Genomic DNA, 14,658 nt, shown 5'->3' with positions numbered 1-14,658 from the left:
CCGTGGTCGAACATGTGTGCCGGGAAGACCGAACAATACCCATAGCGAGACCTGTAGCTGGAAAAAAAGTTATTAGTTCGTAAAAATTATTATTAATCAAAGTCAAGTATGCCAGATTACAAAACACCAGGAGTTTATATTAGTGAAGTTGCTGCCTTCCCCAATTCAGCTGTAGCTGTTGAAACTGCCATTCCAGCTTTTATCGGATATACCTTCAAGGCTGAAAGAAACGGCAACTCCCTGCTAGGTTTACCCACCAGAATCAATTCCCTTGCCGAATATGTAGAAAGCTTTGGCGGTGCATTTTCCCCAAAATTTAAAATTGAAGAAGATAATGTTCATTCTGCTACCGCATCATCTATTAAACTTGGTGCCGCTACCGTAAATATTTCGTTCGAAGCACACAATGAGTTATATTTCTATAACAGCATTCGCCTCTTTTATGCCAATGGGGGCGGATCATGCATAATTTTGGCGGTGGACACTTACGGTGATAAGCAGAACGGACTGGAAGTTAAGGCTTCTGACTTTACCAAAGCCGGTGGCCCGCTGGAAATTCTTGAATATACCCACGAGCCGACCCTTATTGTGATTCCGGATGTTGTGAAGTTAAAGGAGGAAGCTTATGCGGTTTATGCGGAAGTACTGGCACATTGCATCCGTATGCAAGACCGTTTCGCAATTTTCGATTTAAAAAAACACGATGAAACGTCGAAACCGGAAGAGGTAGCAGCGGATTTCAGAAACATGATTGGAGATCACTTTCTCAACTATGGAGCAGCCTACTACCCCTGGCTAAATACCAGTGTGGTTGATGATGATGAGCTTACTTTCGAAAATCTGCCTGATACAATTAGCAAATACCTGGAAGACGGTGAACCGATAAAAATATGCCAGGATTTTGCAGTTAAGTTGGCTCAGCTGGAAACTCTGATGCAGGAAAAGCCGGATGATGGCAGCTTCTGGGATCAGCTCATCAGCCTAAAAAAGAATCATCACCTTGCACTTAAATCTGCAAGCCCCAATTACAAGGCTATTCTACAACATGCGAGATATTTGGCAAACCAGTTGCCTCCGAGTGCTGCGATAGCTGGTATGTATACCATGATCGACAATGCCAGAGGTGTATGGAAAGCACCAGCGAATTATTCACTAAATCAAGTTTTAAGTCCCATTGTCAACGTATCGGGCGAGATACAGGGATTTTTTAATTTAGATCCTGAAACCGGAAAATCAATAAATGTGATCCGTCCGTTTGAAGGGTTGGGGACGCTGGTATGGGGAGCAAGAACATTGGATGGAAACAGCAATGACTGGAAATACGTCAATGTGCGTAGAACATTGATCATGATTGAGCAATCTATAAAAGCTGCAACCAGGGCTTATGTGTTTGAACCGAACGATGCCAACACCTGGATTACGGTTAAATCCATGATCGGTAATTTCCTTTTTAATCTTTGGAAACAGGGTGCTTTAGCTGGTGCAGTGGCTGAAGAAGCTTACGATGTGCAGATTGGACTTGGATCTACAATGACCCCAAATGATATATTAGACGGTAAAATGCTCATCTGTGTGAAGGTGGCTATTGTGAGGCCAGCCGAATTTATCATGATCACTTTCCAACAGCTACAACAGCAATCATAAATAATTCTGGTAAAACCTATCAAAAAAATATCCAGCCATGGAAGATATGAATTATTTTCGTGATGTTTAATATCGATATCTTAATGCCTGTCATCATTATTTCGGGCATGGCTTACAGCATCCTGGCCAAAAAGCTGACGGTTGCGGCAGCTTTCACTGGAGCTGTGATTGCGATAACTATTTTTATTGCTGCGGGATACCCCGGATTAGCCATGATGACGACTTTTTTTATATTAGGCTCTGCTGCTACCTCCTGGCAACGGCACAAAAAGCAGTCATTAATTAAATTTGAGGAAACTGGAAATGGGAGGAATATGCTGCAAGTTCTCGCTAACGCAGGGGCAGCTGGCATCGTCGGTATCATAGTTATTAATTATCCCCAGCACTCGGCGCTGTTGTTGCCTGTAATGGCTGCCGCTTTCGCATCTGCTACAGCTGATACACTATCCTCTGAGCTCGGAATGGTTTATGGACGACGGTTCTTCAATATCATTTCCTTTAAAGCAGATGCCTGCGGTAGGGATGGGGTGGTTAGTCTCGAAGGAACCGTAATCGGTATTTTAGGAAGTGCTGTAATAGCGGTTATTTATGCACTTGGATGGGGCTGGGGCATCAGCTTTTTACTTATAGTAATTTCAGGCACGATAGGTAATATTACTGATTCAGTATTGGGGGCTTTACTGGAGCGGAAGGGAATTATCGGGAATGATGCCGTTAATTTCGTGAATACATTGGTGGCAGCAGGGGCGATCCTGGGGCTTGAGGTAGTTTTTCTTAGTATCTAAATTACTATTCTATTTGTGCTAATATTTTAATGACCGAGTTCTTTCAAGAGCTTTGGTGCGGAGCCTTTCATCCAGTTGAGTTTGGACGCCACAAAATTGTCTGCATGGATTTCCTTGTCAAAATAGAACCTCCTAGGTGCGAGCAGAGTATCAAAATCACGAATGATACGTGTTTCCAGTACAGCTTTAACCTTATCAGATACATTGAGGCTGTTTTTGGAAAAACGACCTTTTGTTGAAAAGAATTCTACCATTGCCCTGAGCTGTTGTCCGGCACTGATCAGTTGGATCTGAATATGTTCATCAGCCTGGAGGTAAGCTACCAGGAAGTCTTTGATGGATGGGTTATGGAAGCGCAGGAAGACGGTTTCTTTGTGTCTGTGGACCATGATAAAAGAATTGTCGAGTTCTTTAATAGCGCATTTAAACTCCGAACGGCCTATCCCACCGCTTTTGGAAAACTGGGCTGTGTAGATTTCCACCTGTGAGAAAACGTGTTCATATTCGGGACTGGCATCGGCGATGAGCAGGCACAAAAGCACAGCCCGGCATTCTTCGCTGATCTGATATTCAAATGCATGTTCCCAGACTTTAAACGGGCTTTCAAAAATCTCCAGCATAGCGATGGGAAACTCCTTTGGGGAATACTTTTCCCAAAGCCGGCTGTTGGCGATGTACTCGATGATCCGGGGATTATAATTGTCGTGGTTAATAAAACTCATCAGAGAATCCTGGCGGATGATCTCTGAAATATACGCGTAAGGAATCTGATTAAAGAACAGGTGATTATACAGGATTCCGTACCTGATTATGTATGGAATGAGCAAAGACCAGAGGGAAAGCATGAAGCCGGATTGCTATTCGCATGTTTCCTAATAGTCTATGTACAGCGAAAGGCATCTGATCACTAAGGGAATTTATCTTTGTATTTAGCACTTCATTCTAGGGCGTCAGGCCTTACTATAATGTGATAATTGCTGCATATAACTTCACCAGTAAAAGTGAATGAAACAAAACGGTATAGATTGTCGCGCCTTTAGTGCGACAATCTGTAATTTGCTACTGCATTTGATCATAGTTTATTTTAAGTCACTATAATTTTTTTGAAGTTGCGCTTTATGATGCTCTGGGAAGGTTTTGAGTGATTCAGGCTGAATGCCAAATTCTGCAATTTCCTGCGGGTCTACTTTATAACCTTCTACATTTTGCCAGAGATAGGAATCGATGCCATATTTAAACAACCCACTGTTAGCAGCTTCTTCCTCAGTTTGGCTGATGGCTTCAAATCGTTTGCCAACAACCGAAGACAGTACATCAGCAACTTGTGTCATAGTAAGGTTATCACCTGTTATGGCAAACTCTTTTTTATTAAATTTCTCGGGCTGCGCAAAAGCTTCAGCTGCGAAACGCCCAATATCATTAGGAGATACCCAATCTATTTTTGTGTCCGGTGCGATTGGAGTGAGTATTTTACCCTCTCTAAGAGTAGAAAACATCACTTCATCCATAAGTGGAAGTACGTTCACCATAATAAATGGCGGTTTGATGACTGTCCAGTCCGTAAATACTGCGGTTTTAACAGCATCAATTGCTGCGGCTTTCTCTTCCCAGTATAGCGGCTCCCATCTGCCTTCTTCCCAGCCGGCAAAGTTTTCGTGTTCTCCGGCACGCGCAACCGAAGTATGTACGATCTGCTCTATCCCTGCCGCCTTTGCTGCTGCAATTAGATTATTGGCATGCAGGGTTTCTTGACCTTTATTGCCTGGGTGTGTTCCCATTTGTACAGAAAATACTCCTGTGGCGCCTTTGGCAGCCTAAGTTAGACTTTTCAGGTCGTCGAAAGTAGCTTCGGCTATTTCTACATTCTTTGCTGCCAATGCCTTTGCCGCTTCACTATTTTTATCCCTTACGATTGCCCTGACAGCAATGTGTTTAGCTAATAGTGCCTCTATAACTGCACCACCCTGTGTTCCGGTGGCACCGGCTATTAGTATCAATGGTTTATTGTTCATATCTGTTCGTTCATTTTTTTTTTTAAATTTACGGAGCCGTTGGTTTATAAAACATACCAGTTACCTAAAGGATGCCAGATATACAAGAGGATAAAGCAACCATTGACCAGCAGATACGACATTTGCAGGATACGCTGTATGTAATAAATGGGAAGTGGAAACTGCCTATACTGGTTGCTGTCCACCAGGGGAATACCCGCTTTCGAGATATACAACGGAGTACTGGCGGTATTACCACCAAAGTATTATCTAAAGAGCTTAAAGAACTGGAACAAAATAAGCTGGTACTACGCAAAGTATACGACACCTCTCCACCCCGTGTGGAGTACACGACTACTAGCTATTGCGATACGCTAAGCAATATGATTGCTGAAATGATTGACTGGGGTAAAAACCATCGAAATAAGATAAAGGAGGATTAATAATTGGGTTTCTAAATTTTTTGAAGCAAAAGATCTTCAGATTATATCCTTAAATAAACGGATTTTTAATATCAAAACCGCCACCGTCACAATTTGTAAGAAAAATTAGTGTATTATAACACTGGCGTGAAAATTTACGCTTCATCGGTCTTCCAAGATCATATTATGCCTTTTTTTATATCGTTCTTAAAAAAACCTAACTCATATAGAGAATCCAAAGCATGATGACAAAACTTTCATTCTACAATCGCAGCACGATTATTGTCGGTTTTTTTTTCATGAAAAACATACACCTTCAGTCATCAGAAAACGAATCCTGATCACTATTTACTAGCAACATTAATCATACCACTAATGTGTAATTTAGCTGTTTGCTGGCCTTTGTTCTACAGATTCTTATAGGTTAGCTAACCTTGAATCGACTCGTTCCTTTCCCTTATCTTCTTTTCGCTGAACCGAGGCAGCGCAAAATAGATGTAGAGTAATACTATGGGAATAATACTAAAAGCCACGTTCCAAAAAGAAATAATTAAGGCAGCTAAGTGTAGCACAGGGGCGATCGCATACTCTCTTGTCAGCAGTTTGACAAGTGCCGGGTCTGTATTTTCTTCCAAAAGACCTTTCTTTCTGGTGGCATACCACCATACGCAGTTATAAAGTACTGTCATCAACACCAATATAGTATGATAGATCAATGCTGCCGTTCTTTCGTCTGGTTTGCCTACATGGAGTGCCAATAATCCTGTAGTGAAAGACTGGAGTGTGACAAACATTAAAAACAAGATATGTAATATGAGCAGGTACTGATCTGTCTTTTTTATATAAATAAACATGTTGTGATGGTTGGACCAGGCAACGCATATAAACAGGAAAGACGCGGCGAACGCAGCATAATGAGGCCAGTTTTTCAATATCTCTCCCAGCAGATCTGTTCCGGCTTCCGGTTTAGGCAATTCTGTGGCGAGTAATGTTGCGGCAATAGCTAAAACAGCATCGCTAAAATATTCAAGCCTGTCAGTTGTTCGATGATTGTACATAAGATCCCTATTAAACTAATTTTTTTTGCAGGCCTGAACTGAAAACCAAATATCTATTGATATCGGCAATTGATCACAACGATATCTTATGTGGTTGGATCGGGTAATATTTGAGATTGTCCACATAATCCGATCAGATCATATTCAGCAGGCAAGTGATAGCGGTCGGCCTGTGCCGAATGCCGACCTGCAGTCACTGCCAGCTTTTGTTAGAGATCACTTAAAGGCAAGTATTTTTACTTTGTCAATCACTGGCGTCGAAACAAGTAGTTCATCGGCGCTGGCCATCAGTGCTTTAGCGATCTCACCGTTTAAGTGCGCATCTCGACCGGCATCATCGGTAAATGTATCGAATATACCAAAGGTGGAAGGTCCGAGCTGCAATGCATACCAGCGAATAGTACCGGATTCAGCTTCTGCCAAAGGCAAAGCGCTTGTAAGGAAGTCAGCAACTTGTTGTTCTTTACCGGGTTTAGCCTCAAAGTGGGCCAGTAACGCTAAATTTTCCATTTGATCAATTTTAATAGAACGGTTCGTTAGCGGCAATATACCGCCATAATAGATTGAACACGAATAGTGCCACGATCAGGCAATTCAGATGCTTAGCAAATACATAATTATTTTCACAATTGATAGGTTAAAAGTCTTTTAACTGTCCATCTGCTTGGAATAGCAATCCTTTGACCGCGTTCATCCGGTTTCCTATGCGGCGCTTTTTGACCCTGGCATAACGCTGGGTAGTTCTTATACTTTTATGTCCGAGCATTTTGCTCACATCTTCCAATGGGAATTCCAGGACGTTGAGCATGATGTCTGCAAAAGTATGGCGTGCAAGGTGGGTATTCAGCTCTCTTCCGATACCACAAATATCGGCAAGTTCCTTCAAGTAGGTATTGTATTTCGCACTGCTATTTACCGGTAAGAGGCTATTTTTAAAACGGCAATAGGGATCATCTTTGTATTTATCAATGATTTCATCCACTATGGGGAGCACCGGTACCATCTCAGTCACCTTTGTCTTTCCTCTTTCCTTAACCAACCATCGTTCCCGTTCAACACCGTGTTTTTTGATATGCTGCGGTGTCAGGGCATAGATGTCCTGATAGGCAAAACCTGTAAAACATTGGAAAACGAAAGCATCTCTAACCTTGTCCAAGCGTAAAATGTCAATTTTTTTTCCAGATCGCACCAACTTCCTCCATTTCCAATAGCGGGATCTCCGCTTCATCGCCTTTGCAACGGTACTTTTCTATAGGGTTTTCAGTAACCAGCCATTGGCTTCAGCTAAATTTAACACTTTCTTCGCATTCTTGATCTGTTTATTTGCGGCGGCGGCCTTTAATTTTTTTAACCTTTTGATCGTGAGGTACCGGAAAAGCTTTTGCGCAAATGAAAATCCAATTTTGGACAGGAGCAGATCGTTACATTTAAATTCAAAAGAAATAAATTCTTAAGCTTCCTCTGAGAAGACCTCCATTGCCTAAGCGTTGCTTTTGAACGCTGGCCAATTGCCGCTAGTTCTGCAAATTCAGCCAGGTGATATTTACTTAGCTCCAGAAGCGTCGGTATTTCCTCAACAGTTGTTCTTTTGCCAATTTTCTCCAGGTGTAAGGGTGCATTTTTTAGGCATTTCTAACCATTTGTGGTGTAACAAAGCCATGGGACATCCGGAGAACCTTAAAGTGGGTTTCAAGATCCGACTCCACATCACTCAGTGTGAGGTTGACAGCTTTGTGATCCCTACCACCAGATGCCCGTTTGGTAACCAGATCCCAGTGATCGGTATCAACTTTTTTGGATGTAGAGAATTCCTTTTCCATCCCGTCGATGGTAATCCTACAGATCACCGTTGCGTAGCCGTCCTTACCGGCTTTTGATTTTTTGTGCCAGAACAATATGTTCATGACCTGATTGCTTTTCATTTTCAATCCATTTAAAGTAAAACATGTTAGTTCCCGGACGGATCCGGCAAAACGGCTTATGTTAAAAACTGATTCGATAGGTGGGGAGCCTAATGGTGGCCAACAAATTTAATTCATAATATGGCCAGTGAATTCACCACCATACAGATTGAATTAAGTTGTATTTGATTGATTTATCTTCGAAAAGCTATCTTGGTCTAAATATTATTAAACCAAAAAAGACGCAATTTCTTCCGTCTTTCTGTGATCCCGCTGGGATTCGAACCTAGTTCATAAATCAGCGTTTAAATGGTATTTGGTGTGGTTTTTAAATTCGACTCACCGAATCGCTCACCTTTTTGTCTGTATTTTTTAGTTGCAATTGCTACGTGTTAAATATAGTCAATTACCTTTAAATTTAAGTGATTTATTTTATACTTCTATTTTGTTTTCCACTGCTAAAAACAAAGTTAACAACAATTAATCTATCAACACCCCTATTTTGTTTATGGGAATTTAGCTTATCTTTAGTAAAAAAAAATCGATGGGGTGTAAATTTAGGATAAATCATTCAGGAAACATTGATAATCTTTATCAATTGGCAATGAATGAAATTAAACAATATGATGCTCAATTCAGTGGCTCAAAATCCGGTGGAAGTTTTACTATAAATACGTTGGGTAGCCGATTTGAAGGTAATTTCCAGGTTACTGGAAATGTCGTGGAGTGGCAGATTGATAAAAAACCGTTTTTTGTACCTTGTTCCGTAATAGAAAATTTTTTAAAAAACCATATTAAATAAACTCTCAACTAATTAATGGAGGAAATTGTTTCACCAACAGTATTTATAAGCTACGCTCACGATACTGTCGCTCACGAAGAACGTGTTTTGGAATTAAGTGATAAATTGCTTAGCAGATATATCAATAGTAACTGTGATCAGTACGTAGAAGATGGAAACCCCGAACGAGGTTGGCCAAATTGGATGGAAGAAAATATCAGAGTTTCCGATTTCGTTCTGGTCGTCGCATCAGAGCGATTTCTTGAAAGATTTGAAGGACGTGCAAAAGCGGGGACGGGTCTAGGAGCAAAATGGGAGTCCACCTTAACGGCAAACGAAATTTATCAAAACGATTCGGTTAATAAGAAATATATTCCAGTCGTTTTTGACAGTGCTGATAAGAAATTTATACCTACTTTTCTACAGCCATTTACCTATTATAATTTATCAACAGAAGATGATTTCGCTCTTTTGTTAAAAAGACTAAAAGGAGAGCTGAAGAACCGAAAGCCAAAGATGGGAACTCCCCATCTAGTAAAGAAATCTGATATAGGCTCCCTATTGGAAAAAAAAACCACTACTGAAGGAAACTCTAACACCTTACCTGAAATCCCTCAATTTACAAATGACATGAAACCAGGAATGAAGATATTACAAGCTTTTTTTGTGTTACCTATTAGCAATAGGTTCAAAATTGCTTCTGATTTAAATCTTGTTGAAATAGGCGAAACTATCGAAGCCAACAATGTAGATGAAATTTCGGGAAGATTTTTAATAAGGGCAAAAGAACGCAATATGTTAGCCGACCTTTGGTCTAAGTTATTTGACGAGAATATTGATCCAAATCCATTTAAATCATAATAAAATGAGTTATTCTGCAAAAGCGCTATTTACAGACTGGTATAATACAGCAACAAAAAAAGAAAGTTCAAAAGAAGAATTACAATCCCGTAGAAAAATTATAGATGGTTATTTTAAAGATAACACCACAGGTTTCTGGTTGGGATTACTCAAAATTTACTTGGGAATTAGCAAGGAGACTTCACCGGAATACATTGATTTGGTTGACAAGTTTAAATCGAACGATGAACTTTTCTCAGTCCAAAACACAAATCTTCTAAGATTACTTGCCGGGTGTTCAATAGCGGAAAAAATTGAAGAGAACAGATCATACTTGAGCGATATGCTAGCTCTCGGTATCTGTACCCGAATAGGATCACAAATTGACATCCTCCCGCAACTCATTCCTCTGGCAGAACAGTTTTGGATAAATGAATGTGAAAGAGGTAGAGACATGCCCGTAACCGATGTTCCAAAGAAATTAACGCAATCATTCTCAAAGGTTGTCATGACCGCGGGTGCAGAAGGGCCAGCTGCGATCACTGTTGCAGATGAAACTATAAAAAATCTTACGCTTGTACAGAAGGACACAAATAATTTATTGGTGAATGCTAACAAGATTTTTGATATGATTACCGAGCTACAGACAAATCAGAAGTATTTAGCTGAAGAATCGAATGTTCTTTGGTGGATTTTTGGGGGATATAGTGAGGTGATCGGGAAGAAATTTTGTGCCGTAGCCCCTGAATTGGTTGCGATTATTACTCCGTTTGAACTAAATAGATTGACACTGAACCTACCCGGACTGGGTAAAATAGATAATATGGTTTCCAAAATCTTTGAGTTGAATGCAGAACAAAAAAAAGCAGAAACCTTGGGAAGTATAGTATCTTCACTAGGGGTCGATAGTGAGGGGATTCAAGATGTATTGCCAGAGATTGATCCAACTATAAGCAGCTTGTGTCCATTGCTCAATGCATTGCACAGCTATACCGAGTTTGCAGGCAACGAATGGAAACCCATTTATGAAAAAAGAAGTGGAGTAAAAACAGATACCCATTTTGAGCTGTCGTTTGTTTCAAATCAATTGTATAAGGAATTAATGCTCACAAGAGTATTGGAAAAACTTCAGGGGTAATGGATACTGTTCAAGGATTTATTAAAGCCTGTTCGCAAACAGGCTGCTCTTTCAATACAAACGGTCTTTGTATGGAGAACAACGGTGATGATTGCCAATACCTCACGCCAGTGATTAAAGAGGAGATTGTTACCGAATCAGAAACTACAATTCAGGACGACTACGATTTATTCCAGCTATCATCTAATAAGGAGATCGATGAAAAAAACATTTCACTGATAACCAATAAATTTCCTTGCAACCTGATTGTTCTAATAGGCGAGCCTGAATGTGGAAAATCAACTTTATATGCTGCCTTATTCGATAAATTTAATAAAGGAGGCTGTGCAGGATACTACTTTTCAGGCACTGGGACATCGATTGCATTTGAAAGAAGGTGCCACCATGCTAGAGTTATTTCTCAAAATAATACTCCAAAAACTGAACGAACTTATAGCCGGGAATTTGCCTACTTACATCTAAGTGTACGAAAGGCTTCCTTAGACAGCTCCTCTAAACATCTGTTGTTTGCTGACGTTAATGGGGAGAAATATCAGGCAGCAAGAAATGATGACGACGAAATGCAGTCCTTAACCGTGCTTAAAAATGCTGACCATATATTTTTTATCGCTGATGGGGAATTATTAATGGATATCACGAAAAGACAGGCGATCAAATCAGATATAATAAAATTAATAGGGCGTGCCATACAGAACGAAATGACTGTAAAAGAAAAAGGGATCAATCTTTTGATTACCAAATGGGATAAAGTGGATGAACAACATAAAGGTGAGGAGGTAACAAAGTTCCTTGATGAAGCAATTGAAATTAAATTTCCAGGCTTAATAAGAAAAACAATCCATATTGCATCTAGATCTCAGAATGCAAATTTTGTTGCTGGATCGGGAATTGAAGATTTTTTTGAACTGTGCCTTTCCACACCACAGATTGAAAATTACGACTATAAAGATATAATAGAGGATTTGCCAAAAATGCGCACATTTCAAAAGTTTAAGTACCTAAGTTAATGGAAATAACAAATAATCAGATACTATTATTGGGTTTGCCAGAGTCAGGTAAGACTTCATTTTTGGCAGCATTCTATCACTTCATAGATTCAGACGTAGAGGATAAGCCACTTTCTCAGGCTAGGTATTCAAAGAATACAACATATCTAAATTATATTGTGTCTAAATGGCTTAATTGTGAGTTGATTGGAAGAACCGCGGAATCAACAGGGGCATCTACCAAGGAAGTGATTTTGCATCTTGTCGATAATCAAAAAAAGATTCAATTTGATTTGAATATGCCGGACATGGCAGGTGAATCATTCGTACGACAATATACAGACCGCACATGGGAACAAGAATATAAAGTGCAGGCTGAAAATTCCGAAGGGAGCATCCTGTTTATTAATCCAAGTAAAGTACGGGCACACGTATTAATAGATGAGATAGCTGGTGTCTTACAGGCGTTTGGAGATGAGCCCGAGGATCTCGCTGAGCAGGTAGATTTTAATGCAGAAAAGTCACCTAGTCAGGTGATGCTTGTCGACATTTTAGCTGGTCACGCAGAAACACTTTTTGGGAAACTACAAAAAATCGCTATTGTGATATCCGCTTGGGATGAACAGATGGCAAGCCATAAATCGCCTGCTAAGTGGCTTGAAAAAAATATGCCATTGTTAAATCAGTATCTAATTACCAACCCCGAATTATTTCAGTTCAAAGTATTTGGGATAAGTGCTCAGGGAGGCAGTATATCGGAAGCAGAAAGTGTGTTATCTTTGCGAAAGGTTCCTGAACCTGCTGAAAGGATAATTGTTCAGGAAGAAGATAAGACTCATAAAAACATTTGCGCACCAATTGAGTGGATAATAAACGAATGGTAGAAAATAATATTAAGGTACAACAAACTATTCATGGATATAAGGAAGGTCATACGCTCCTTTCCTCTTCCCTTGACTTGACAATTGGAGAACGTAAAGAGCTTCAATTATTAAGTGATTATTCCGGTACCGGGATTGAATCTAGTTTCAGTGAGTATATAACTGGATATCCCTTATCAAATAGTAAATACTATGCGCTGGCAAAAACTTGGTATGCAAGTGAAATGCCCCGCCCAGGATGCGTATGGACACATACTTTATTAATTGAAATTTCTGCAATATGGACTATTAAGAATTTCGAGCTTTTACTTGGAGCCTTCAAAAGGCCTGCGAAAGAAATGGTCAATAAAAAAATTGAACCTATCGAGTTTTCAATATCCGAACTGAGCAATAGAAAATTAAGACCAACTCCAAGGCAATATGCTGTTTCTTGTAGTTTATATTCAAATGATAAACCATTAATCATTTACTCAAATGCTGAAACAGAGTTTCAAAAAGACATTCTGACAATTTGGACTTACCAATGGCCAAGATTAAAAAGGAACTTTTCTTTTTGTACAGGATCGATTGCATTGAGAAGCATAGGAAAAGAGTTTTTTGATTTACAGGTGATGCCAGAGAATCGAGAAAGGATGTTGACGAGGCTAGACAAAGAAAAATTCAGTTTTTATGTCTCTGGGACAAAAGGATGTAATGATGAAATTCTTGATTTATACAAAAATCAAGATCCTGAAGTAGTGTTGGATTTTATGACCAAATTTGGTTCTGATCTGCTCCCAAACAAGGAGAATTTTTCCTTACTCTTGAGGGCTTATGCCGCAATGAATAATATCAATAGCCAGGAATATGTCAAAATAATGCAACTATTGGTAAGAGATCTACCTTTGCCTTCGGAGGGGAAATTATTAAAGTCAAATCTTGTTCAGCTATTATTCAATCTTTCACCTAAGAATAATTTCAGTCTAATTACAAGCCTTTTGACCGAAAACGCATTTAGTGAACTGAATTGGGATTTTGCGTTGGTTATCTTCACCAGCTGGACTGGAAAGAACTTATCGGAAGTTCAGGTTTTAAAGCTCCTTGAGCTCCTTAAGGACTCTGAAACAAATCGGCCAGATTTTATAAGATTATTAACAACCTTACCTAGTAATGTCTGGATTTCAAGACCAACTTTGTATAAAGCGGTTTTAAATGATATTTTGACTCAAAATGGCGAATTGATATACAAGGAATTGATCTGGAAATCTGAAGACATTGTGCAGGATTTGTGGTGGAGCAAGATAACGCGAATTAAGAATCCAAAGTGGCCAAAGATTATAGATAATATGCTCGAAGCTGAGAACGGAAGGTTTTCAGAAGAAATCTTTTCTATTCTTGGAGATAGAGTTTTTGAACCGATTTTTCAATGGTTGAATAGAGATAATAAAATACTACCATTGGATTGGGAATATCTCATAAAGCAAAAACCATCTTCTGCGTTTAAAAGTCTTAGTATACTTAATAAATATAACAATTCCCAGTTATCCATTATTCCCAAGGTACTTTCTCCAACAGAAGGGGCTTGGTTTGAAGTTTCGGATAGTGATTTTGAAAGATTTTTTAAAAAAGTACAGACCATTGGTGATCTCCAAACACAGACTTCATTGTATACATTTTTTACAACGACTGCTTTTTCAAATTCAGTAGTACATCCTGAAATCCTAAGCGAATTAATTTTTCAGCCATTGCATAATAATTTAAAAGGTTCAATATTTGATTTTCACACTTGGAATCGCTTTAAGATGTTAATGGGAAGGGATCTGTATGATATGATTGAACTTGATTTCTTTTCAAAGCTATTTAAGGAGCGCAATGAAGTGCCAGAATGGGATCATTGTGAGTTTCTAAGAAGATCATTGATAAGTTGTTTTCTGAAATATAAGTGGGATCCTTATTACATAGTTCAAATTGTTAAGGATGAGCATACTTTTAAAAAAATCGTTGAATTTGGTGTTGATGTGAAACCCGTAAAAAAAATCTTGAAGCAGGCTAGGCAAAAACTTGAAGAAAATCGTTTAGAAAAAACTTTTTATTATAAGATTTTAGATAAAAATCTATAATTGGTGGTTTCCGGCAAAAGGTGGCCAACTGTTATCCTCCAAATTGGCCACCTTTTTCGGGTATGTATTTCAATTTTCGAGCTTATCTTCAGTAATTTTTCAGGACTAAAGATAGTTTATCATCAATTGGTT

General features: G+C 39.2%; 15 protein-coding genes and 1 pseudogene. 9 read left to right on the top strand and 7 right to left on the bottom strand.

The genetic code is table 11. The annotated features are described in order from the left end of the window. The first annotated feature begins 108 nt into the window (after positions 1–108). Together R2Q80_RS21620 and R2Q80_RS21615 are read left to right on the top strand one after the other, a co-directional pair. Complete coding sequence (locus tag R2Q80_RS21620; RefSeq protein WP_316801605.1) at positions 109–1,644, top strand: phage tail sheath family protein; 1,536 nt, start codon at positions 109–111, stop codon at positions 1,642–1,644. Between the two features lie 62 nt (positions 1,645–1,706). Further along, positions 1,707–2,429 carry a DUF92 domain-containing protein gene (locus tag R2Q80_RS21615; protein ID WP_316801604.1) on the top strand — a complete coding sequence of 241 codons (723 nt, stop codon included), beginning with the start codon at positions 1,707–1,709 and terminating at the stop codon, positions 2,427–2,429. A 26-nt stretch (positions 2,430–2,455) separates the two neighbouring features. Here R2Q80_RS21615 and R2Q80_RS21610 read toward each other — a convergent pair whose 3' ends face one another. After that, positions 2,456–3,274 (bottom strand): hypothetical protein, encoded by an 819-nt coding sequence (locus R2Q80_RS21610; RefSeq protein ID WP_316801603.1) that lies wholly within the window; start codon positions 3,272–3,274, stop codon positions 2,456–2,458. 234 nt (positions 3,275–3,508) lie between these two features. Beyond that, a pseudogene (locus tag R2Q80_RS21605) lies at positions 3,509–4,441 on the bottom strand (NmrA/HSCARG family protein). Between the two features lie 71 nt (positions 4,442–4,512). On the opposite strand from R2Q80_RS21605, the gene R2Q80_RS21600 reads away from it, so the two are divergent. Further along, complete coding sequence (locus tag R2Q80_RS21600) at positions 4,513–4,863, top strand: helix-turn-helix domain-containing protein (protein ID WP_316801602.1); 351 nt, start codon at positions 4,513–4,515, stop codon at positions 4,861–4,863. A 407-nt stretch (positions 4,864–5,270) separates the two neighbouring features. Here R2Q80_RS21600 and R2Q80_RS21595 read toward each other — a convergent pair whose 3' ends face one another. The 5 genes from R2Q80_RS21595 to R2Q80_RS21580 form a co-directional block, all read right to left on the bottom strand. After that, positions 5,271–5,900, bottom strand: coding sequence for a TMEM175 family protein (locus tag R2Q80_RS21595; RefSeq protein WP_316801601.1), 630 nt, complete (start codon positions 5,898–5,900; stop codon positions 5,271–5,273). A 216-nt stretch (positions 5,901–6,116) separates the two neighbouring features. After that, positions 6,117–6,410: a putative quinol monooxygenase gene (locus tag R2Q80_RS21590; RefSeq protein ID WP_316801600.1), complete on the bottom strand. Its 294-nt coding sequence runs from the start codon at positions 6,408–6,410 to the stop codon at positions 6,117–6,119. Between the two features lie 127 nt (positions 6,411–6,537). Continuing rightward, a complete protein-coding gene (locus R2Q80_RS21585; RefSeq protein WP_316801599.1) occupies positions 6,538–7,056 on the bottom strand; it encodes a site-specific integrase in 519 nt (172 codons plus the stop codon). Between the two features lie 93 nt (positions 7,057–7,149). Then, positions 7,150–7,344, bottom strand: a complete 195-nt coding sequence (locus R2Q80_RS21955; protein WP_410478784.1) for a phage integrase SAM-like domain-containing protein — start codon at positions 7,342–7,344, stop codon at positions 7,150–7,152. A 178-nt stretch (positions 7,345–7,522) separates the two neighbouring features. Continuing rightward, positions 7,523–7,822, bottom strand: coding sequence for an Arm DNA-binding domain-containing protein (locus tag R2Q80_RS21580; RefSeq protein WP_316801598.1), 300 nt, complete (start codon positions 7,820–7,822; stop codon positions 7,523–7,525). Positions 7,823–8,405: 583 nt separating this feature from the next. On the opposite strand from R2Q80_RS21580, the gene R2Q80_RS21575 reads away from it, so the two are divergent. From R2Q80_RS21575 to R2Q80_RS21550, 6 genes are read left to right on the top strand one after another with little or no spacing between them, the layout of a single operon-like run. After that, complete coding sequence (locus R2Q80_RS21575) at positions 8,406–8,603, top strand: hypothetical protein (protein WP_316801597.1); 198 nt, start codon at positions 8,406–8,408, stop codon at positions 8,601–8,603. Positions 8,604–8,618: 15 nt separating this feature from the next. Further along, on the top strand, positions 8,619–9,443 hold the full coding sequence (locus tag R2Q80_RS21570) for an SEFIR domain-containing protein (protein ID WP_316801596.1): 825 nt from the start codon (positions 8,619–8,621) through the stop codon (positions 9,441–9,443). A gap of 4 nt (positions 9,444–9,447) precedes the next feature. After that, complete coding sequence (locus R2Q80_RS21565; protein WP_316801595.1) at positions 9,448–10,560, top strand: GTPase-associated system all-helical protein GASH; 1,113 nt, start codon at positions 9,448–9,450, stop codon at positions 10,558–10,560. Continuing rightward, positions 10,560–11,567 carry a TRAFAC clade GTPase domain-containing protein gene (locus tag R2Q80_RS21560; RefSeq protein WP_316801594.1) on the top strand — a complete coding sequence of 336 codons (1,008 nt, stop codon included), beginning with the start codon at positions 10,560–10,562 and terminating at the stop codon, positions 11,565–11,567. Before R2Q80_RS21565 ends, R2Q80_RS21560 begins: the two co-directional genes overlap by 1 nt. Next, positions 11,567–12,430: a TRAFAC clade GTPase domain-containing protein gene (locus tag R2Q80_RS21555; RefSeq protein WP_316801593.1), complete on the top strand. Its 864-nt coding sequence runs from the start codon at positions 11,567–11,569 to the stop codon at positions 12,428–12,430. The genes R2Q80_RS21560 and R2Q80_RS21555 overlap by 1 nt, the downstream gene beginning before the upstream one ends. Beyond that, positions 12,424–14,526: a hypothetical protein gene (locus R2Q80_RS21550; RefSeq protein ID WP_316801592.1), complete on the top strand. Its 2,103-nt coding sequence runs from the start codon at positions 12,424–12,426 to the stop codon at positions 14,524–14,526. The genes R2Q80_RS21555 and R2Q80_RS21550 overlap by 7 nt, the downstream gene beginning before the upstream one ends. The last annotated feature ends 132 nt before the right edge of the window (positions 14,527–14,658 follow it).

This window comes from Pedobacter frigidisoli (assembly GCF_032678525.1).
Taxonomy (GTDB): Bacteria; Bacteroidota; Bacteroidia; order Sphingobacteriales; family Sphingobacteriaceae; genus Pedobacter; species Pedobacter frigidisoli_A.
The sequence above is the reverse complement of the archived record's forward strand: the minus strand, read 5'-3'. Positions and strand labels throughout refer to the sequence as shown.

What these genes read in the sequence shown, in the direction of transcription:
- R2Q80_RS21620 (WP_316801605.1), top strand. Translation starts at nt 109, where the DNA reads ATGCCAGATTACAAAACACCAGGAGTTTATATTAGTGAAGTTGCTGCC.
- R2Q80_RS21615 (WP_316801604.1), top strand. Translation starts at nt 1,707, where the DNA reads ATGTTTAATATCGATATCTTAATGCCTGTCATCATTATTTCGGGCATG.
- R2Q80_RS21610 (WP_316801603.1), bottom strand. Translation starts at nt 3,274, where the DNA reads ATGCTTTCCCTCTGGTCTTTGCTCATTCCATACATAATCAGGTACGGA.
- R2Q80_RS21600 (WP_316801602.1), top strand. Translation starts at nt 4,513, where the DNA reads ATGCCAGATATACAAGAGGATAAAGCAACCATTGACCAGCAGATACGA.
- R2Q80_RS21595 (WP_316801601.1), bottom strand. Translation starts at nt 5,900, where the DNA reads ATGTACAATCATCGAACAACTGACAGGCTTGAATATTTTAGCGATGCT.
- R2Q80_RS21590 (WP_316801600.1), bottom strand. Translation starts at nt 6,410, where the DNA reads ATGGAAAATTTAGCGTTACTGGCCCACTTTGAGGCTAAACCCGGTAAA.
- R2Q80_RS21580 (WP_316801598.1), bottom strand. Translation starts at nt 7,822, where the DNA reads ATGAAAAGCAATCAGGTCATGAACATATTGTTCTGGCACAAAAAATCA.
- R2Q80_RS21575 (WP_316801597.1), top strand. Translation starts at nt 8,406, where the DNA reads ATGAATGAAATTAAACAATATGATGCTCAATTCAGTGGCTCAAAATCC.
- R2Q80_RS21570 (WP_316801596.1), top strand. Translation starts at nt 8,619, where the DNA reads ATGGAGGAAATTGTTTCACCAACAGTATTTATAAGCTACGCTCACGAT.
- R2Q80_RS21565 (WP_316801595.1), top strand. Translation starts at nt 9,448, where the DNA reads ATGAGTTATTCTGCAAAAGCGCTATTTACAGACTGGTATAATACAGCA.
- R2Q80_RS21560 (WP_316801594.1), top strand. Translation starts at nt 10,560, where the DNA reads ATGGATACTGTTCAAGGATTTATTAAAGCCTGTTCGCAAACAGGCTGC.
- R2Q80_RS21555 (WP_316801593.1), top strand. Translation starts at nt 11,567, where the DNA reads ATGGAAATAACAAATAATCAGATACTATTATTGGGTTTGCCAGAGTCA.
- R2Q80_RS21550 (WP_316801592.1), top strand. Translation starts at nt 12,424, where the DNA reads ATGGTAGAAAATAATATTAAGGTACAACAAACTATTCATGGATATAAG.